This is a genomic window from Streptomyces sp. NPDC002156 (assembly GCF_053593675.1).
The window spans coordinates 13,744-32,889 of record NZ_JBSFDA010000113.1; the positions used below are offsets into that span (position 1 = coordinate 13,744).

General features: G+C 70.4%; 16 protein-coding genes. 10 read left to right on the forward strand and 6 right to left on the reverse strand.

All coding sequences use genetic code 11. The features are described 5' to 3' along the window. Nucleotides 1-55: 55 nt before the first annotated feature. From ACWCRB_RS34035 to ACWCRB_RS34050, 4 genes are read left to right on the forward strand one after another with little or no spacing between them, the layout of a single operon-like run. Nucleotides 56-640 (forward strand): hypothetical protein, encoded by a 585-nt coding sequence (locus ACWCRB_RS34035; RefSeq protein ID WP_450999741.1) that lies wholly within the window; start codon nucleotides 56-58, stop codon nucleotides 638-640. After that, on the forward strand, nucleotides 637-1,809 hold the full coding sequence (locus ACWCRB_RS34040; RefSeq protein WP_450999742.1) for a peptidoglycan-binding protein: 1,173 nt from the start codon (nucleotides 637-639) through the stop codon (nucleotides 1,807-1,809). Before ACWCRB_RS34035 ends, ACWCRB_RS34040 begins: the two co-directional genes overlap by 4 nt. After that, nucleotides 1,806-2,501, forward strand: coding sequence for an ABC transporter ATP-binding protein (locus tag ACWCRB_RS34045; protein WP_450999743.1), 696 nt, complete (start codon nucleotides 1,806-1,808; stop codon nucleotides 2,499-2,501). Before ACWCRB_RS34040 ends, ACWCRB_RS34045 begins: the two co-directional genes overlap by 4 nt. Continuing rightward, complete coding sequence (locus tag ACWCRB_RS34050; RefSeq protein ID WP_450999744.1) at nucleotides 2,498-3,727, forward strand: ABC transporter permease; 1,230 nt, start codon at nucleotides 2,498-2,500, stop codon at nucleotides 3,725-3,727. Before ACWCRB_RS34045 ends, ACWCRB_RS34050 begins: the two co-directional genes overlap by 4 nt. Before the next feature lie 57 nt (nucleotides 3,728-3,784). On the opposite strand, the gene ACWCRB_RS34055 is transcribed toward ACWCRB_RS34050, so the two are convergent. Together ACWCRB_RS34055 and ACWCRB_RS34060 are read right to left on the reverse strand one after the other, a co-directional pair. Beyond that, nucleotides 3,785-4,228: a PPOX class F420-dependent oxidoreductase gene (locus ACWCRB_RS34055; protein ID WP_450999745.1), complete on the reverse strand. Its 444-nt coding sequence runs from the start codon at nucleotides 4,226-4,228 to the stop codon at nucleotides 3,785-3,787. 31 nt (nucleotides 4,229-4,259) lie between these two features. After that, the gene (locus ACWCRB_RS34060) at nucleotides 4,260-5,021 is read right to left on the reverse strand and encodes a TetR/AcrR family transcriptional regulator (protein ID WP_450999746.1); all 762 of its coding nucleotides are present in this window, start codon (nucleotides 5,019-5,021) and stop codon (nucleotides 4,260-4,262) included. Between the two features lie 124 nt (nucleotides 5,022-5,145). Between ACWCRB_RS34060 and ACWCRB_RS34065 the strand changes: the two genes are divergently transcribed. The 4 genes from ACWCRB_RS34065 to add all read left to right on the forward strand — a co-directional run bounded on the left by ACWCRB_RS34065 (nucleotide 5,146) and on the right by add (nucleotide 9,744). Continuing rightward, nucleotides 5,146-6,147: an ATP-binding cassette domain-containing protein gene (locus ACWCRB_RS34065; RefSeq protein ID WP_450999747.1), complete on the forward strand. Its 1,002-nt coding sequence runs from the start codon at nucleotides 5,146-5,148 to the stop codon at nucleotides 6,145-6,147. 5 nt (nucleotides 6,148-6,152) lie between these two features. Then, nucleotides 6,153-6,998, forward strand: a complete 846-nt coding sequence (locus ACWCRB_RS34070) for an ABC transporter permease (RefSeq protein WP_450999755.1) — start codon at nucleotides 6,153-6,155, stop codon at nucleotides 6,996-6,998. Between the two features lie 135 nt (nucleotides 6,999-7,133). Continuing rightward, nucleotides 7,134-8,657: a cellulase family glycosylhydrolase gene (locus ACWCRB_RS34075; protein WP_450999748.1), complete on the forward strand. Its 1,524-nt coding sequence runs from the start codon at nucleotides 7,134-7,136 to the stop codon at nucleotides 8,655-8,657. 82 nt (nucleotides 8,658-8,739) lie between these two features. Further along, nucleotides 8,740-9,744 carry an adenosine deaminase gene (gene add, locus ACWCRB_RS34080; RefSeq protein WP_450999749.1) on the forward strand — a complete coding sequence of 335 codons (1,005 nt, stop codon included), beginning with the start codon at nucleotides 8,740-8,742 and terminating at the stop codon, nucleotides 9,742-9,744. A gap of 134 nt (nucleotides 9,745-9,878) precedes the next feature. Here add and serC read toward each other — a convergent pair whose 3' ends face one another. The 4 genes from serC to hrcA all read right to left on the reverse strand — a co-directional run bounded on the left by serC (nucleotide 9,879) and on the right by hrcA (nucleotide 17,211). Next, the gene (serC, locus tag ACWCRB_RS34085; RefSeq protein WP_450999750.1) at nucleotides 9,879-10,997 is read right to left on the reverse strand and encodes a phosphoserine transaminase; all 1,119 of its coding nucleotides are present in this window, start codon (nucleotides 10,995-10,997) and stop codon (nucleotides 9,879-9,881) included. Nucleotides 10,998-11,119: 122 nt separating this feature from the next. Continuing rightward, nucleotides 11,120-14,767 (reverse strand): NACHT domain-containing protein, encoded by a 3,648-nt coding sequence (locus ACWCRB_RS34090; protein ID WP_450999751.1) that lies wholly within the window; start codon nucleotides 14,765-14,767, stop codon nucleotides 11,120-11,122. Between the two features lie 290 nt (nucleotides 14,768-15,057). After that, complete coding sequence (dnaJ, locus tag ACWCRB_RS34095; protein ID WP_450999752.1) at nucleotides 15,058-16,194, reverse strand: molecular chaperone DnaJ; 1,137 nt, start codon at nucleotides 16,192-16,194, stop codon at nucleotides 15,058-15,060. Beyond that, on the reverse strand, nucleotides 16,195-17,211 hold the full coding sequence (gene hrcA / locus ACWCRB_RS34100) for a heat-inducible transcriptional repressor HrcA (RefSeq protein ID WP_369037951.1): 1,017 nt from the start codon (nucleotides 17,209-17,211) through the stop codon (nucleotides 16,195-16,197). Between the two features lie 227 nt (nucleotides 17,212-17,438). On the opposite strand from hrcA, the gene ACWCRB_RS34105 reads away from it, so the two are divergent. Continuing rightward, nucleotides 17,439-18,194, forward strand: a complete 756-nt coding sequence (locus ACWCRB_RS34105) for an MBL fold metallo-hydrolase (protein ID WP_450999753.1) — start codon at nucleotides 17,439-17,441, stop codon at nucleotides 18,192-18,194. Nucleotides 18,195-18,225: 31 nt separating this feature from the next. After that, nucleotides 18,226-19,038, forward strand: coding sequence for a DUF3097 domain-containing protein (locus tag ACWCRB_RS34110; protein WP_450999754.1), 813 nt, complete (start codon nucleotides 18,226-18,228; stop codon nucleotides 19,036-19,038). The last annotated feature ends 108 nt before the right edge of the window (nucleotides 19,039-19,146 follow it).

The following is a 19,146-nucleotide window of genomic DNA, read 5'->3' on the forward strand; positions in this document are numbered from 1 at the left end:
GCGCAGGGTCCCCTGACGCTGCGCCGCCAGCCTTCTTCTCGTCATGGAACACCCCGTGACGCGACGAGAAGAGGCGAGGATGCGCAGGAGGTTGACGCGCCGGATACCGGCCGCGACCGCCGCCGTACTGCTCGCGGCCGGGCTGCTGGCCGGCTGCGGCGGGGGCGGGGACGACGGGCCCGATATCGCTTCGGTGGCCGAGAGTGGGAGTGGCAGTGCGGGCGGCGGTGGCGAGACGGCTGCCGCCTCCGAGAAGAGCGAGGTCGAGCAGGCGCAGGAGTTCGTGGACTGTCTGCGTGGGGAGGGGCTGGAGGTCGAAGACCCCGATCCGGTGACCGGCGAGCTGAACCTCCAGGCACTCGCCACCGCCGACGCCGGCCGCGACACGCTCATGAAGGCCTTCCAGGCGTGCCAGGACAAGGTGCCGCAGTCCCTCCAGGACCAGGCGACGCAGGCGCCGGACACCGAGCAGCAGAAGGAGTTCGCGCAGTGCATGCGCGACAACGGCGTCGACATGGACGACCCCGGACCGGACGGCTTCACCCCGGAGTCGGTGCCCACGGGCGACCCCGACTTCGACTCCGCTCTGGAGGCCTGCCGAGGCCAACTCGACTTCGGCGGCGGGGAGGAGTCGCAGTGAGCGACCTGATCGAGGACGTCGAGGACACGGTCACTGTGGCCCCCGACGGGGTGAGTGAGGTGGGCGCCGCTCGAACGGGCGTGCGGCGCCGGCCCCTCCGGGTCGCCCTCGCGCTCCTCGCCTCCCTCGGTGTCACCGCCGTCGCCGTGGCCGCCGCGACCGGTGCCTTCGGCGGGAGCGACACGGAGGGTACGGAGTCGGGCGCGGCCTCCGGGCCAGCGAAGACCGCGACCGTCCAGCGCACCGACCTCACACGCAGCGACACCCTGGACGGCACCCTCGGCTACGGCGACTCCACCCCCGTACAGGCCGCCGGGCAGGGCGTGTTGACCTGGCTGCCGAGTGCCGGGGACATCGTGAAGCGCGGGCAGCCCGTGTACCGGCTGAACGAGCAGGAGGTGCCCCTGCTGTACGGGGCCACCCCGCTCTACCGCACCCTCGACGTCGACGCCGAGGGCCGGGACGTCGAGGTGCTGGAGAAGAACCTCGCCGCGCTCGGCTACACCGGGTTCACCGTGGACGACACGTACACGGAGGGCACCGCCGACGCCGTACGGGACTGGCAGGAGGACCTCGGGAGGGAGGAGACCGGCACGGTCGGCGCCGGGGACGCGGTCGTCGCGCCGGGCGCGCGGCGGGTCGCCGAGGTGCAGGGCACCCTGGGCGGACAGGCCGGCGGTACGGTCCTCACCTGGACCGGCACCGTACGGACCGTGACCGTCGAACTCGACGTCAAGGACGAGGACTTGGTGTCCGGCGACGGCACGAAGGCGACGGTGAAACTGCCCGACGGCAGTACCGTCGAGGCCGAGGTCAGTGAGGTGGGCACGGCCGTCACGGCAGCGGCCGGAACGGGCGACGGCCAGTCCTCCGGGGCCGCCGCCGAACCCACCCTGCCGGTCACGCTCACCGTCGACGACCAGCAGAAGCTGGGGCGTTACCAGGCGGCCCCCGTCGACGTCGACTTCGAGGCGGAGACCCGGAAGGACGTCCTCGCCGTGCCGGTCGAGGCACTGGTCGCGCTGCGCGAGGGCGGGTACGCGGTGGAGCGGGTCACCGCCACCGGGAGCGAGTATCTCGCCGTGGACACCGGGCTGTTCGCCGGTGGCATGGTCGAGATCTCGGGTGCCGGCGTCACGGAGGGCCTGAAGGTCGGGGTGCCCAAGTGACGCACCCCATCGTGGAGTTGGCGGACGTGTCCAAGTCGTACGGCGAGGTGGCCGCCCTGCGCGGTGCCGGGCTGGTGGTCCAGCGGGGTGAACTCCTCGCCGTCGTGGGCCCGTCGGGCTCCGGCAAGTCAACCCTCCTGAACATCATGGGGACTTTGGACCGGCCGACCTCCGGGACCGTGCGCATCGACGGTCACGAGGTGGCGCGGCTCAGCGACCGTGAGCTGTCCGCGCTGCGCGCCCGGACCATCGGGTTCGTGTTCCAGCAGTTCCATCTGGCGCCCGGCGTACCGGCGTTGGACTGTGTCGCCGAGGGGCTGCTGTACGGCGGCCGGTCGCGTGCCGAGCGCAGACTGCTCGCCCGGCGGGCGCTGATCCGGGTCGGCCTCAGGCATCGGCTCGACCACGAGCCGCACCAGCTCTCCGGCGGTGAGAAGCAGCGCGTCGCCATCGCCCGTGCGGTCGCAGGCGATCCGCCGCTGCTCCTGGCCGACGAACCGACCGGCGCCCTCGACTCCCGCTCCGGCGCGGTCGTCATGCAACTGCTGCGCGATCTGAACCGGGCCGGCACGACGGTCGTCGTCATCACCCACGACCGGGACATCGCGGCCTCCCTGCCGCGTGAGGTGCGGGTGCGGGACGGGCACATCGAGCATGACGCGGACCGACTGGGCGAGGGGGTACGGGCATGACCGTGACCCTCGTCCCCGCACCCGTTCCCGTACGCCCGCCCCGGCCCGCGCGCCTCCGCCCCGTCGACGTCGTCCGCGTCGCCGGATCGGGGCTGCACTCCCGTCCCATGCGGGTGTTCCTCTCCGCGCTCGGCATCGCCATCGGCATCGCGGCGATGATCGGCGTGGTCGGGATCTCGACGTCCAGCCAGGAGGAGCTGAACCGGAAGCTCGACGCGCTCGGCACCAATCTGCTGACCGTGGGACCGGGGCAGTCGTTCGGCGGGGGCGAGGCCCATCTCCCGGACGCCGCCGAGGACATGGTCGGCCGGATCGGTCCCGTCGAGTCCGTCTCGGCGGTCGGGCTGACCGACGCCAAGGTGTACCGCAACGACCATGTGCCCACCGAGCGCAGCGGCGGCATCGGCGTCTACGCGGCCCGTACGGGACTGCCCGCGACCGTCGGGGCCGAGGTCGCCGAGGGACGGTGGCTGAACGCGGCCAACGCCCGCTATCCGGCGGTGGTGCTGGGCTCGGCCGCCGCACAGCAACTCGGTGTGCACGACACCGGCGCGGAGGTCCAAGTCTGGCTCGGTGGACGCTGGTTCACGGTCGTCGGGATCCTGGCGTCCAACGAGTTGGTGCCCACCATGGACTCGGCGGCCCTGGTCGGCTGGCCCGTCGCCGAGGAGCTGCTCGGCTTCGACGGATACGCGACCACCGTGTACACGAGGGCCGTGCAGGGCTCCGTCGCCGACGTCCAGTCCGTGCTGGGCGCCACCGCCAACCCCGAGGACCCGTCCGCCGTCCAGGTCTCCCGGCCCTCCGACGCGATCGCCGCCAAGGAGGCCACCGACGAGACCCTCGCCGGGCTGCTGCTCGGGCTGGGCGCGGTCGCCCTGCTGGTCGGCGGGGTCGGTGTCGCCAACACCATGGTCATCTCGGTCCTGGAGCGCCGCTCCGAGATCGGGCTGCGCCGCTCGATGGGCGCGACCAAGGGGCAGATCCGTACGCAGTTCCTGTGCGAGTCGCTGCTGCTGTCGGCGCTGGGCGGCCTGGGCGGGCTGCTGCTCGGCATCGGTGTCACCGGCGGCTACGCCTCCTACCAGGGCTGGCCCGCCGTCGTACCCGCCTGGGCGATGGCCGGCGGGATCGCCGCGACGCTCGTCATCGGCGGCCTCGCGGGCTTCTACCCGGCGGTCCGGGCGGCCCGGCTGCCGCCCACGGAGGCGCTGGCGTCGGCGTGACGGGACAGCCATGAGGTGAGGGTCCCCCGGGCACCGGCACCGGGGGCCCTCGGCGCGTCACTCCTCCCGTACCTCTCCGCCCTCCCGTACCCGCAGCTCGTAGTGCAGCGTCGGTGTCCCCATCACCCTGTGGGCGAGCGGGACCAGGACGCCCTGGGTGACCGGGTACTTGCGGCGCAGCAGCTTCGCCGCGTGCCGGTCCTCCGGGCTGTCGTGGTCGAGCAGCCGGGCGCGGGCGGGGATCTCGGGGCCGGTCGGGGCGCCGCGCAGGGTGGAGGGGGCGATCTCCACCTCCGGGTTGTTGCGCAGGCGCTTGGTCTTCCAGGCGCTGCCGGGCGTACGGAAGTAGGCGTGGTCGCCTTCGACGGCGATATTGACCGGGGTGCCGACGCCGCTGCCGTCCTTCTTGTGGCTGGTGAGCAGGACGGCCCACTGCTTGACGAAAGGGGTGAGCCGGGGGCTGGGGCTGGGGCTCGGGCCTGTCGGAGTCGGAGTGCTCATACCTCCATCCATGCACCGGCCGCCCGGTTTGTCACCCTCGTGTGCGCCGTTCGACCCAGACCTCCAGGCCGTCCAGGATGCGCTGGAGACCGAACTCGAAGTGGTCGAAGCCGGGGGCGAAGGTGTCCTCGGAGAGGGTGGCGAGGACGGGGTAGCGGCCGGAGGCCATGGCCCGTTCCAGGACCGGGAGTTGGGCCCGCCAGAACTCCTGGTCCGTCAGGCCCGTACGGCGCTCGGCCTCCTGCTGGTGGACCTGGGCGCGGGCCGCCCCGACGACGTACCCGTCGACCATCACCACCGCCGAGACCAGCTCGGGGTCGGTCAGCCCCATCGGTTTGATGCGCGCGAGCACGCTCTCCATGCCGTCGAGGGAGCTGGGCCCGAGGACCGGGCGGGACTGGTTGACCTGGAGCAGCCAGGGGTGGCGGCGGTAGTGGGCGAGGGTGGAGCGGGCCATCGCCTCCAGGGTGGCGCGCCAGTCGCCGTCGCCCAGCTCCTCCGGGGCCGGGCGCTGGACGCGGTCCAGCATCAGGTCGAGCAGCTCGGCCTTGCCGGGGACGTACCGGTACAACGACATGGCGCCGGTGCCGAGTTCTGTGGCGACGCGGCGCATCGACAGGGCCTGGACGCCCTCGGTGTCCGCGATGCGCACGGCCGCCTCGACGATCCCGTCGAGGGTCAGACCCGGCTTGGGGCCACGGCTGGGACGGGGTCCGGTCGCCCACAGCAGTTCGAGGGTGCGCGCGATGTCACCACTGCCGCTGGTCTCCGTACCACCGCTGCCGCTCGTCATACGCCGAGCTTAGGACCCCGCGCGCATCGTTCGCACGCGAACTGGGTACGTCGTACGCGAAAACGAGTACGGTGTACTCAGTTCAAGACGGCAGGGGTGGGCGCGGGAAGACCGGGAGGGCGTCATGGACGACTGGGTGGTGCGGGCGGAGGGCCTGGAGAAGCGGTACGGCGAGAAACGCGCCCTCGACGGGTTCGACCTGCTCGTCCGCCAGGGCACGGTGCACGGACTGCTCGGCCCCAACGGCGCCGGCAAGACCACCGCCGTACGCATCCTGGCCACGCTGCTCCGGCTGGACGGCGGACAGGCGACGGTGGCCGGACTCGACGTGGCCACACAGGCGCGCCAGGTCCGCTCCCGGATCGGGCTCACCGGGCAGTACGCGGCGCTGGACGAGATCCTCACCGGCCGGCAGAACCTGGAGATGTTCGGACGGCTCTTCCACCTCGGCGGGAAGCGGGCGCGGTCGCGCGCCGCCGAACTCCTGGAACGCTTCGGTCTGGTGGCCGCCGCCGACAAGGGCGTCAAGGGCTACAGCGGCGGTATGCGGCGCCGTCTCGACCTCGCCGCCTCGATGATCCTCGCCCCCGCCGTCCTCTTCCTCGACGAGCCGACCACCGGGCTCGACCCGCGCGGCCGGATCGAAGTCTGGGACGCCGTACGGGCGTTGGTGGCCGACGGTACGACGGTGCTGCTCACCACGCAGTACCTGGAGGAGGCCGACCGGCTCGCCTCCCGCGTCACCGTCATCGACCAGGGGCGCGCGATCGCCGACGACACCCCCGACGGGCTGAAGCGGCGCGTCGGCGGCGACCGTATCGAGGTCGTCGTCGGGCAGCGGGACCGGATTCCCTGGGTGGTACGGGCAGTTGCCCAGGTTGCGGACAGCGAACCGGAGGTCGATCTGGACGGCCTGCGCGTCCACGCGCCGGTGACCGACCGGGTGGCCGCGCTCACCCATGTGGCCCGCACGCTCCAGGACTTCAGGGTCCCGGTCGAGGACATCGGGCTGCGCCGGCCGAGCCTCGACGACGTGTTCCTGCGCCTGACCGGCCGCCGTACGGAAGAGACGGAAGAGACGGAAGAGACGGACGATACGCCGGACGCCGAGGAGACGGCCGCGTGAGCGCGGTGGAGGCGCCCCGGACGGGCGGTGGTCGGCGCGGGGCCCGTCGCGGCGGCCGGAGCCATGGCCGGCTGTACTGGACGCTCGCCGACTGCTGGAACGTCGTACGCCGGGGCCTCACCCACTACAAGCGTCAACCCATCAGCATCCTCTGGCAGTTGGGCTTCCCGATCCTGTCCGTGCTGCTGTACGGCTATGTCTTCGGCAACGCGATCCAGGTGCCGGGCGGCGGGGACTACAAGGAGTTCCTGATGCCGGGGATGTTCGTGATGACGATGGCCCTCGGGTTCGTCACCACGGCGACGGTCGTCGTCTACGACTCCAGCAAGGGCGTCATCGACCGCTTCCGCTCCATGCCGATGGCCCCTTCGGCGGTGGTCGCCGGGCGCGGGGGAACGGACCTGATCGTGGCCTGCGCCGAGCTGGGCATCATGATGGTGACCGCGTACGGCATGGGCTGGCGGCCGGACGGCGGAATCGGCTTCGTGCAGGCCTTCGGGCTGCTGCTGTGGCTGCGGTTCGCGCTGATCTGGGTGGGGATCTGGCTCGGCCTGGTCGTGCCGAGCCCCGAACAGGCGGGCGGGCTGTTCGCGGTGGTCTTCCCGGTGACGATGGTCTCCAGCATCTATGTGTCGCCCCAGCTGATGCCCGACTGGCTGGGCCAGGTCGCCCTCTGGAATCCGATCTCGTCCACGGCCTCGGCCGCCCGCGAGCTGTTCGGGGCGCCGGGGGTGACCGGGAACTCGTGGGTGGAGCGGCACGCGCTGCTGATGGCGGGGGTGTGGCCGCTGATCCTGACGGTGGTGTTCCTGCCGTTGGCGGTGAGGAGGTTCAAGAGGCTGAGCCGGTGAGCTGATGAGCCGGTGGCGTCGTATGTGTCGTACGTCTTGACGTGGTGATGGTGTGTCAGTTTCCTGGAGGTGCGCGGTTTGTGGGAGCGCTCCCATATGTTCCGGGGCCGCGCCTCCCCGAAGGGAACGAGCGACATGTTCCGCAGCTTGCGAAGAGCGCTGTGTGCGATGGCCGCCGTGCTCCTCCTGCCCCTGGGGGCCGGCGCGCAGACGGCCCACGCGGCGGACGTCCGTGCGGCGGACGCCGGCGCCGGCTACTGGCACACCAGCGGACGCCAGATCCTGGACGCGGCCGGGCAGCCGGTCCGGATCGCCGGCATCAACTGGTTCGGCTTCGAGACCGCCAACTACGTGGTCCACGGCCTCTGGTCGCGCGACTACAAGAGCATGATCGACCAGATGAAGTCGCTCGGCTACAACACCATCCGGATGCCGTACAGCGACGACATCTTCAAGTCCTCCACGGTCCCCAACAGCATCGACTTCAGCAGCGGCAAGAACGCCGACCTGCAAGGCCTCAACTCCCTCCAGATCATGGACAGACTGGTGGCGTACGCCGGTCAGAGCGGCCTCAAGGTCATCCTGGACCGGCATCGGCCGGACGCGGCCGGGCAGTCGGCGCTCTGGTACACGTCGGCGGTGCCCGAGTCGACATGGATCGCCAACTTGCGGACGCTGGCGGCGCGTTACTCCGGCCAGGACGCGGTCATCGGCATCGACCTGCACAACGAGCCGCACGATCCGGCATGTTGGGGCTGCGGTGACACGACGAGGGACTGGCGACTGGCGGCACAGCGGGCGGGCAACGCCGTGCTGTCGGTCAATCCGCAGCTGCTCGTCTTCGTGGAGGGCGTGCAGACGTACAACGGGGTCTCCGGCTGGTGGGGCGGCAACCTGATGGGGGTCGCGCAGTACCCGGTGCAGCTGGATGTGGCGAACCGGGTGGTGTACTCGGCCCACGACTACGCGACGAGCGTGGCCCAGCAGAGCTGGTTCAGCGACCCGACGTTCCCCGCCAACATGCCGGGCATCTGGGACAGGTACTGGGGCTACATCTTCAAGCAGAACATCGCGCCGGTGTGGGTGGGGGAGTTCGGCACGACGCTGGCATCGACGGTGGACCAGCGCTGGCTGGCCGCACTGGTCGACTACCTGCGCCCGACCTCGACGTACGGCTCGGACTCCTTCCACTGGACGTTCTGGTCCTGGAACCCCAACTCCGGCGACACGGGCGGAATCCTGAAGGACGACTGGTCGACGGTCGACACGGTGAAGGACGGCTACCTGACGAGCGTGAAGGCGCCCGGGTTCCCCGGGAACGGTGGCGGCGGAGGGGGCGGTGGCGGTGGCGGCAGTACGGCGACCTGCGCCGCCTCCTACACGGTCAGCAGCGACTGGGGCGGCGGATTCAACGCCGAGGTGAAGGTGACCAACACGGGAACGGTCGCCCTCAAGTCCTGGCAGGTGACGTGGACTTGGAGCGGCTCACAGACGGTCACAAGCATGTGGAACGCGACGTACACGCAGACCGGAGCGACGGTGACGGCTGTGAACGCGGCTCACAACGGGAGTGTGGCGGTGGGGGGTTCGACGAGTCTCGGCTTCGGGGGAGCGCCGGGGGGTGGGGGTGTGCCGGCAGTGAGCTGTACGGCGACGTGAGGGCGTGAGGGGCTGCGGGCATGAGATGGGGGCGTCCGGTGTTCGCCGGACGCCCCCATCGACGTATGCGGAGTGAGGCACCTTGCGAAGCCTGGCCCTCCTGCCGAAGGCCCATCTGCATCTCCATCTGGAAGGCGCGATGCGTCCTGCCACGCTCGCGGAGCTGTCGGGCGAGCATGGTGGACAACAGCCGTCCGGCTCACGCGACTTCAAGTCGTTCGACGACTTCACGTCCTTGTACAGCCTCGCCGCGAGGCTGGTGCGTGAGGGCCCGCGGGAGAACCTTCTGCGGCTGGTGCGCGAGGTCGTCGAGGACGCCGCCGCGGACGGAGCGGTGTGGATCGAGCCGCATGTGAACCCCCTGACCTACGAGGAGGATCCGGACGCCGCACTCGACCTGCTGGACATGGTCATCGACGAGGGCCGTCGTACCGCTGCCCGGCTGGGTATCGGCTTCGGCGTCCTGGTGTTCGCCCGGCGCAACGCGGACCCTTCGCAGGCCGTCGCGACCGCCCACCTCGCAACCCGGCGGGCAGACAACGGGGTCGTCTCCTTCGGCCTGGCGGGAGATGAGGCTCGGTTCGCACCGGAGCCGTTCGCCGAGGCATTCGCCATCGCCCGTGATGCCGGGCTGATTTCCGCTCCACACGCAGGGGAACTCGCCGGTCCGGCCGGCGTGCGCGCCGCACTCGACGTGCTCGGCGCGCGACGGATAGCCCACGGCGTACGGGCGGTCGAGGACCCGGCTCTCGTCGCCCGCCTGGCTGCGGAAGGCGTGGTCCTCGATGTCTGCCCCACCTCCAACGTCGCCCTCGGCGTCGTGGATTCCCTGTCCGACCACCCCCTCCCGCTTCTGCTGCAAGCCGGCGTGCGGTGCACCCTCAACGCCGACGACCCGCTGCTTTTCGGCCCCGGGCTGCTGGAGGAGTACGAGACAGCCCGCACGGCGTTCGCCCTCACCGACCCCCAACTCGCCGCGATAGCCCGCACCTCGGTCGAATCCTCCGGTGCGCCGCGCGCGATGGTGGAGGACGCGATCGCGCTCATCGGTGAATGGTTGGCCCAAGACTGTGCGGTGGTCAGGTGATCTTGGTGAAGCCGCCTTCGGGGAGTGGTTCGACCATGGCATTGCCTGCTGGGGTGGTTGCCGCGTCGAGGGCAGAAAGAGGAAAGGGGCGCCGGTACTCACCGGGCGCCCCCATCTTCGTACGGCCTGAGGTGTTACAGCTTCTCGATCACGTAGTCGATGCACTTCGTCAGTGCCTCGACGTCCGTCGGGGCGATCGCCGGGAACATCGCCACGCGGAGCTGGTTGCGGCCGAGCTTGCGGTAGGGCTCCGTGTCGACGATGCCGTTGGCGCGCAGGACCTTGGCGACGGCGGCGGCGTCGATGTCGTCCGTGAAGTCGATCGTGCCGATGACCTGCGAGCGCTTGGCCGGGTCGGTGACGAACGGCGTCGCGTGCTTGGAGTCCTCGGCCCAGGAGTACAGGCGGGTCGAGGAGTCCTTGGTGCGGGCTGTCGCCCAGTCCAGGCCGCCCTGGCCGTTGATCCACTCCAGCTGCTCGTTGAGGAGGAACAGGGTGGCGAGGGCCGGGGTGTTGTACGTCTGGTTCTTGCGGGAGTTGTCGATCGCCGTGGGGAGCGAGAAGAACTCCGGGATGTGGCGTCCGCTCGCGTGGATGCGCTCGGCGCGCTCGATCGCGGCCGGGGAGAACGCGGCGAGCCAGAGGCCGCCGTCCGCCGCGAAGGACTTCTGCGGGGCGAAGTAGTAGACGTCGGTCTCGGCGATGTCGACGGGCAGACCGCCGGCGCCGGACGTGGCGTCCACGAGGACGAGGGAGCCCTCGTCGGCACCCGCGACGCGCTTGACCGGGGCGGCGACACCGGTGGACGTCTCGTTGTGCGTGTACGCGTAGACGTCGACGCCCGCCTCGGCCTCCGGGTCCGGGTGGGTGCCCGGGTCGGAGGAGATGACGGTCGGGTCGGCGAGCCAGGGGGCGAGCTTGGCGGCCTTCGCGAACTTCGAGCTGAACTCACCGAAGGTGAGGTGTTGCGACTTGTTCTCGATCAGGCCGTGCGTCGCGACGTCCCAGAACGCGGTCGAGCCGCCGTTGCCGAGGATCACCTCGTAGCCCTCGGGGAGGGAGAACAGGTCCCGGATGCCCTCGCGCACCTTGCCGACCAGGTTCTTGACCGGGGCCTGGCGGTGGGAGGTACCGAGGAGGGAGCTGCCGGTCGCGGCGAGGGCGTCCAGCGCCTCCGTCCGCACCTTGGAGGGGCCCGCGCCGAAGCGTCCGTCGGCGGGCTTGATGTCAGCGGGGATCTGGATGTCAGCCACGGGCGCGAGCCTATCGGCTCCGCGAAACGTGGGTGAAACGTCGTCCGTCGGATGAGACGGGGGCCGTCGGACGAGGCGGGGGGCCGTCGGGCGAGGCGGGGGCCGTCGGACCAGGCGGCGGGTCAATCCGTACGGGTGCTGTCCGTGTCGTCGGGGTCGACGTCCCGCGCCCGGTCGCTCATCTGGTCCCAGAAGCGGCGCATGCCGGCGACGGGCACCTTGCGCTGCCAGGGGGCTTCGCGGCGGAAGCGGAGGGCAGCCCATGCCCAGGGCTGCCACTTCTTCAGCAGGTCGCGCTGGTGCAGGCAGAAGACCTCGCTGAACTCCATCCGCAGGCTCTCCACCTTGGCCGGGTAGGGGCACATCTTCATCCGGCAGTCGTCCGTGCAGTTGGATCCGGGCTGCGACGCGCGTTCCGCGCCCCGGACGGGGTTCAGCCGGGTGCGGTCCTTGCGCAGGCAGGACGGCATCCGGGCCGGCTCGCGGGAACGGAGCTCCAGCCTGCGGAACGTGTCCTTCGGCCGGTAGGACCGTTCGCCGAGCACCAGCAGCAGCAGTACGTCCGCGAGCAGCTGCTGTGCCGTGGGATCCAGGGTGCTCCACCCGGTGGACGGCGGGATCCACAGGTTGTGGGCCCGCTGCTCCCCGGGCAGCCCGACCTCCGTGCCGATGCAGGAGGCCAGGGCCGCCTCGTCGATCCACAGGAACCGTTCGGGCCGCCGGGTCTGCAGAGCGCGGACCGCCAGCTTCGCGGCACCCTCGACCAGCGGGTGCTCCGCCCGGTTTCCGTCGCCCTGCGACAGCCACTCCCTCACCTGGCCCCTCGGGTCCGCCCCATGGCCGCGGATCGGCTGGGCGGCGTTGACGTCGTCGGGCAGGCTCCACAGGGTCAGGGCGTGCAGAAGCGTCAGGCGCGTGTACCAGAACGTGCTCTGGTTCAGCAGCTCCTGGGCCTGTTTGACGAGGAACTCGCGGGCCTTCTGGTTGGGCCGGGAGCCGGGCCGCCGGTTGGCGGCGTACTTGAACCCCTGGGCCAGCGCCGATCCCAGACCGATGGGGGCGCCGGGACCGTCGTGCCGGATCCTGGCGTCGGTCGTCTCCCCTGCTTCCCCGGTCGCCATCCGAACCCAGTTGTCCAGGTCGTCGCGAGGGCTGGCGAGGTGGCGGGACATCATGGAGGAGTCGACGAGCAGCGGGAGCAGCCAGGCACGCATGGTGTTGCAGGCCCAGTTCCCCTTCTCCGCCAGGGCCTCCTCCTCGGCGTACCGGCGATCCCGTCGCTCCCTCTCTTCCCGCAGGTCCCGCTGCGACCTGAGGTCGTTCGTGTCCGCCTCCCCGAGGAAAAAGTCCGTGGGCTCCAGGGGCTCCATGGGGTCCATGGGCTCCATCGCCTGGCTGTCGCACTCGCGTTGGGTCACGAGAGACGCACAGGCCCGGGAGAGTCTGTCGCACAGCGCCTGATACGCCGGTTCGCCACCCGCCCCTATCTCCTTGACGAGCGCCTCGCGCACCCGGCGGTCCGTCTCCTTGCGGCCGATCTCGAACAGGACGCCGTAGGGCGGGTACGCCGGGTGCTCGTGCCCGGAGTTGTGGCTCTGGGCGGCGGCCACCCGGCGTACCGCCGTTCCGCACTGCTTCACCAGGGCGAGCTTCGCCTCGCGGAGCCTGGTGGGGTCCTCGTTCTGGCCGAGACGGTTCCAGTCCTTCGAGATCTCCGAGATGAGTTCGTACTGGCTCGGGGCGGTCCGGACGCTGTCGATCTCCACGGCGGCGCCGTAGATCTCGAGCGCCCTCAGCCGCGGACCGCCGCGCTCGTCGGGCTCGCCGTTACCGGTCGCCGGGAGCTGTCCGGCCACCTTCTGGGCGCGTTCCGCGTACGTCAGCAGGTTCTCGGCCTGCTTCTGCAGCAGCCCGCACATCGTGTTCACGGGGCACGGCCGCTTGCGCTCCGCGGAGCCGCCGCAGGTGCACCTCCCGTTCTGCGACCGGGAGTACAGCGTGAGAGCGATGAGGAGTTCCCGTCCGCCCCGCCGCAGAGCGCGGGCGATGTGTGCGTCCGGGTGTGCGTCCGGGTGTGTATGCGGCGGACTGCCGGTCGCCGGGTTCTCGAACATCCTGTCGAGGAAGCGGGATCCGAGATAGGCCTGCACGATGCTGTGCTGGAAACGGACCTTGTCGCCGTTCTCGTGGACCAGGCCCATCCGGGTGCCCCAGGTCGCGGCGATCCGGGCGTCCACCCTGGGGCCCAGCAACCAGTCGGCGCCGGCCTGCGTTCCCCGGCAGGGGTGTTCCTTGCCCTGCCCGCAGGCGCCGCCCTTGTGGCCGTACTCCTTCGGCGACCACCGCAGGTCCGCCATCCGGTCGTCCAGTTTCCGCGCGGCGCGCTTGTTCCACGGTTCGTCCGAGGTGAGTTCCCCGAGTTCGACGTCGGCGCTGTCCGAGGCCAGGCCGATGCACGCCAACGCGGAGATGTACTCCACCACCGCCAGCCTCGTGTCGTGGTCGATGGGGAGTTCGGGGTGGACGTCCCCGTCGACCAGCGCGTGGATCCACGTCTCCATGAGCTCCGCCCGCAACGTCCAGCTGTCATGGAGCTGGAGGTCCGGACTCCCGCCCCCGGTCCACAGGGGTTCCAGCAGGTCCTTGCTGTGCAGATCCTTGGCGATCTTCAGGTAGATGGGGGATTCCGCCATGTTGGCGGCTTCCACGATCCGGTCGAGCAGGGTCTGATCGGAGCGCCAGCTGCCGCTGCGGGCGATGTAGCACAGGGCCGCCTCGTTGCTCAGCGGCTCCAGTTCCGAGACGGCCGCCTGCATCGCGCGCAGCGGTTCGTGCGGCCGCGAGGCGATGACCAGCGGCAGGCCCTCCTGGCCGGCCCTGCGTATCGCGTCGCGGATCAGATTGTCGCGTCGGCCGCGCATGTGGTCCTGGCCGAACGCCTCCTCCAGACCGTCCGCGAGGACCACGATCCGGTCGGCTCGCTGCCTGAGCCACCGCCAGATCCGGTCGATCTCGCCGTCCGACCGTACCTTCGACCGGACGATGTCGCGGAAACGCGCAAGCGCCATCTCGTCGAAGTCCAGCGGCTCGTCACCCTGGGCGTCGCGCAGCCGTATCGGGATGGGTACGGCCCCCACGGCCGCGAGTTTCTGGGCGAGCCGGACCAGCAACGCCGTCTTGCCGACACCGACGCCCCCGACGACGACATGAGGCCGTCGGACCTTCTTGTCACCCAGGTTCTTCATGATGGCGTTGCAGAGCTGGTCCCGCCCGACCACCTCGTCCATCAGACTGCCCGCGGTCTCCACCAGGCGGCTGGGCTCGTGCCTGGCCTGGTACGTGCAGTACCGGCGGACGTGCCAGAGCCGCCAGGAGAGGAAGAGGAGGGTTGAGGCGGCGACGAGGAGTACTGGCATTGCCACGCCGGTGACTGCGTCGCATGCGGCGGCGTTGTCGTTGTTCTTGCACAGGTTGGGTCCGAAGTTATCCACCACCGGCGCCTTGTAGACGAGCTCCAGCACCGCGACGAAGAACCACGCGAGCAGCCCCGCGGTCAACAGGGAGACGACCGCGACCAGCACGGTCGTCCACGGTGGATTCCACCACCGTCTGGCGTGTGTGACGCCGCGGTGGACCAGCCATCGGGTGCGGAGGTGCCAGAAGACGGCGACGAACGGGCGTCGGCCGTGGGCCCACAGTTCCCGGAGTGGGCCTCCCTCCGCCGGGCCTGTGACGATCTTGACCTTGCGCTGGTGGGGTGCGTGTCCCATTGACCACCACTCCGTCGGCTCCGCCGGGATCGGCCGGGGGCCGACGCTTCCGGGTACGGGGTGTAGAGGTGGAGGGATCCCTGCATCCAGTTCACCAGCCCCTGCCTGGCCTCGCCACTTGGATTCGCCCCTGCCGCCCCTACCCGTCCCTCCCCCAGAGGGGGGACCCCCAAGGGGCTGACTACCCAGCCCGTCCGGCGTTTGAGGACAAGGGGGGTCTGGGGGCGCGGCCCCCAGGGATGGGACGGGTAGGGGCGGCGGGGGCGAGACAAACCCCCGGCACCCACCCCTCAGCGCCCGTTGAACGCATCCTTCAACCGCGAGAACAACCCCTGCTGCCCAGGCTGGAACTGCCCAGTAGGCCGTTCCTCCCCGCGCAGCTGCGCCAGCTCCCGCAGCAACCGCTCCTGCTCAGGATCAAGCTTCGAAGGAGTCATGACCTCGACATGCACGATGAGATCACCCCGACCCCCACCCCGAAGATGAGTAACCCCCCGCCCGTGCAGCGGAATCGACTGCCCGGACTGCGTGCCCGGACGGATGTCGACCTCCTCCAGCCCGTCGAGCGTCTCCAACGGCACCTTGGTGCCAAGGGACGCCGCCGTCATCGGCAGAGTCACCGTGCAGTGCAGATCGTCCCCACGCCGCTGGAACTGCGAGTGCGGCAGCTCATGGATCTCGACGTACAGGTCACCGGCGGGACCACCACCGGGCCCCACCTCACCCTCACCGGCGAGCTGGATCCTCGTACCGTTGTCGACACCCGCGGGGATCTTCACGGTCAGCGTCCGACGCGACCGCACCCGGCCATCGCCCGCGCACTCGGGGCACGGCGTCGGGACGACGGTCCCGAACCCCTGGCACTGCGGGCAGGGCCGCGAGGTCATGACCTGGCCCAGGAAGGACCGGGTCACCTGCGACACCTCACCCCGCCCGCGACACATGTCACAGGTCTGGGCAGAGGTCCCAGGAGCCGCACCCTCACCGCTACAGGTACCGCACACCACGGCCGTATCGACCTGGATGTCTTTAGTAGTACCGAAAGCAGCTTCATCGAGCTCGATGTCGAGCCGGATCATCGCGTCCTGGCCGCGCCGCGTACGCGACCTCGGCCCACGCTGGGACGCCGTTCCGAAGAACGCGTCCATGATGTCCGAGAAGTTCCCGAAGCCACCGGCGCCGAAGCCGCCCGCGCCTCCGCCGCCCGCCTGGGACAGCGGATCACCGCCGAGGTCGTAGACCTGCTTCTTCTGCGGGTCCGACAACACCTCGTACGCGGCGTTGATCTCCTTGAACCGCTCCTGCGTCTTCGGATCGGGGTTGACGTCCGGGTGCAGCTCGCGGGCGAGCCTCCTGAACGCCTTCTTGATCTCGTCCTGGGACGCGTCGCGGCGCACGCCGAGTACGGCGTAGTAGTCCGTGGCCACTTACGACTCCGCCAGGATCTGTCCGACGTACCGTGCCACTGCGCGTACCGCTCCCATCGTTCCCGGGTAGTCCATGCGGGTCGGTCCGACCACGCCGAGCTTGGCGACTGCCTCGCCGCCCGAACCGTAGCCGACCGACACGACGGACGTGGAGTTGAGTCCCTCGTATTTGTTCTCGTGACCGATTCGTACGGTCATGCTCGAATCCCCGGCCTCACCAAGGAGTTTGAGAAGTACGACCTGTTCCTCCAGAGCTTCGAGGACCGGCCGGATAGTGAGGGGAAAGTCATGTCCGAAGCGGGTCAGATTGGCGGTTCCGCCGATCATCAGCCGCTCCTCGGCCTCCTCGACGAGCGTCTCCAGGAGAGTGGAGAGCACCGTCGCGACCGTACCCCGGTCCTCCACCTCGAAGGCGTCCGGGAGGTCCTGCACGAGCTGCGGCACGTCCGCGAAGCGGCGGCCCGCGACCCGGCTGTTGAGCCGCGCGCGTAGATCCGCCAGAGACGTCTCCCCGAAAGGCGCGGGGCAGTCGATCATCCGCTGCTCCACGCGGCCGGTGTCCGTGATCAGTACGAGCATCACGCGCGCGGGAGCGAGCGAGAGCAGCTCCACATGCCGCACGGTCGACCGGGTGAGCGAGGGGTACTGCACGACGGCAACTTGCCGCGTGAGCTGCGCAAGCAACCGAACAGTCCGCCCCACCACATCATCGAGATCGACAGCCCCATCCAGGAAGTTCTGGATGGCACGCCGCTCGGGAGCGCTCATCGGCTTGACGCCGGCGAGCTTGTCGACGAAGAGCCGGTAGCCCTTCTCGGTCGGGATGCGCCCGGCACTGGTGTGCGGCTGGGCGATGAAACCCTCGTCCTCCAGCGCCGCCATGTCGTTGCGGACGGTCGCCGGGGAGACCCCGAGGTTGTGCCGCTCGGTGAGAGCCTTGGACCCGACCGGTTCCTCGGTGCCGACATAGTCCTGGACGATGGCGCGCAACACTTCGAGCCTGCGTTCACTGAGCATCGCGCACACCTCCAACTGCTGTCGTCCCCTGAGTGCCTGGGCCGTCCCTGGCACTCTTCGTGTGCGAGTGCCAGAGTTCCCCGGCCCAGTGTACGGCTGTCGGGTACGCCCCCGGCAAGGGCGGCCTGCGCCGATCTGCCGACGTGTACCGACCTGTCCTGCGATGTCGTGTCCGCGGCAACCCGGTCCTGGCGACCGCTTCCTCCCCGTCCCGCTAGCGTCGCCGCATGAAGGTGACTTGGGAAGAGCCGGGGTGGCACGACCTGGGCTGGGAGCGCCTGGCGGCCGGGGTGGGCAGACGCCGGCTGCCGGTCTGGGACTGCACGGTGGGGCTGGTCGCGGGGGCGGGCGGCGCACTGCTGATCGACGCGGGATCGAGCCTCGCGGAGGGCGCGACCCTACGCCTGGAGGCCCAGAAACTGGCCGGCCGCCGTGTGGACTTTCTCGCACTGACGCACGTCCACTTCGACCATGTTTTCGGGGCGGCGGCGTTCGCGGGTGCACATGTCCTGGCGGCAGAAGGCACCGGGAACGAATTCGAGAAAGTGGGGCGCGAGGCGTTGTGCGCGGACGCCGTACGCAACGGTCTGGACGCCCGTGCGGCGGAGGAGGCGGCGGACACCCTGGTGGTCCCGCACGAGGAGGTCGGGGGAACCCTGACAGTTGCCCTGCGCAACGGCCCGGAGGTACTCCTGGTGAACGCCGGCCCCGGCCACACCCAGGGCGACCTGGTGGCCGTCGTACCGGGCGACCCGACCGTGGTCTTCTGCGGTGACCTGGTCGAGGAGTCGGGCGAGCCCCAGGCGGGCCCCGACGCCGTACCGTCGCACTGGCCCGCGGCCCTGGACCGCCTCCTGGCCCTGGGCGGCGAGGACGCGCTGTACGTACCCGGTCACGGAGCGGTGGTGGACGCGGCGTTCGTGCGGGCCCAACGGGACGCCCTGGCAACCCGTTTCGGCGTGTCGCGGCGGGGAGTGGACTGACGACTCGGGAGCTTCTCCTATCGTCATCCGAATGCGCCAGTACTCTCCGGACCTGACCCCACCGTGGAAGAAGCCCAAGCCCGTACCGCAGGTACCGGCGGAGCCCGGCCTGGTGGTCGAGGAGCCGGGTACGGGTTTCTGCGGGGCGGTGATCCGCTGCGAGGCGGGCACGGTCACCCTGGAGGACCGCTTCGGCAAACACCGGGTGTTCCCGCTGGAGCCGCGCGGGTTCCTGCTGGAGGGCAGGGTGGTGACGCTGGTACGCCCGTCCGGCGCGGCCCCCGCGACTCAGGCATCCTCCCGCACGGCCTCCGGCTCGATCGCGGTCCCCGGTGCACGCGCGCGCGTGGCCCGCGCCGGGCGTATCTACGTCGAGGGGCGGCACGACGCGGAACTCGTCGAGAAGGTGTGGGGCGACGATCTGCGCATCGAGGGCGTGGTCGTGGAGTACCTGGAGGGCGTGGACGACCTCCCCGCGATCGTGGCCGAATTCGACCCCGGCCCGGACGCCCGCCTGGGCATCCTGGTGGACCACCTGGTCCCCGGCAGCAAGGAGTCCCGTATCGCGGCGTCGGTGACCAGCGAACACGCGCTGGTGGTGGGCCACCCCTACATCGACATCTGGGAGGCGGTGAAGCCGTCGTCCCTGGGCATTGCGTCCTGGCCGAGGATCCCCCACGGCCAGGACTGGAAGACCGGCGTGTGCCGGGCCCTCGGCTGGCCGGAGAACACGGGCGCGGTGTGGCAGGCGATCCTGAAGCGGGTGGATTCCTACCGTGACCTGGAACCGGAACTACTGGGCCGAGTAGAACACCTGATCGACTTCGTGACGGCACCGGAGTGAGCGCGGGGGCAGTTTGTTTCGCCCCCGCCGCCCCTACCCGTCCCATCCCTGGGGGCTGCGCCCCCAGACCCCCGCTCCGGCCCTGAACGGGCCTTGTCCTCAAACGCC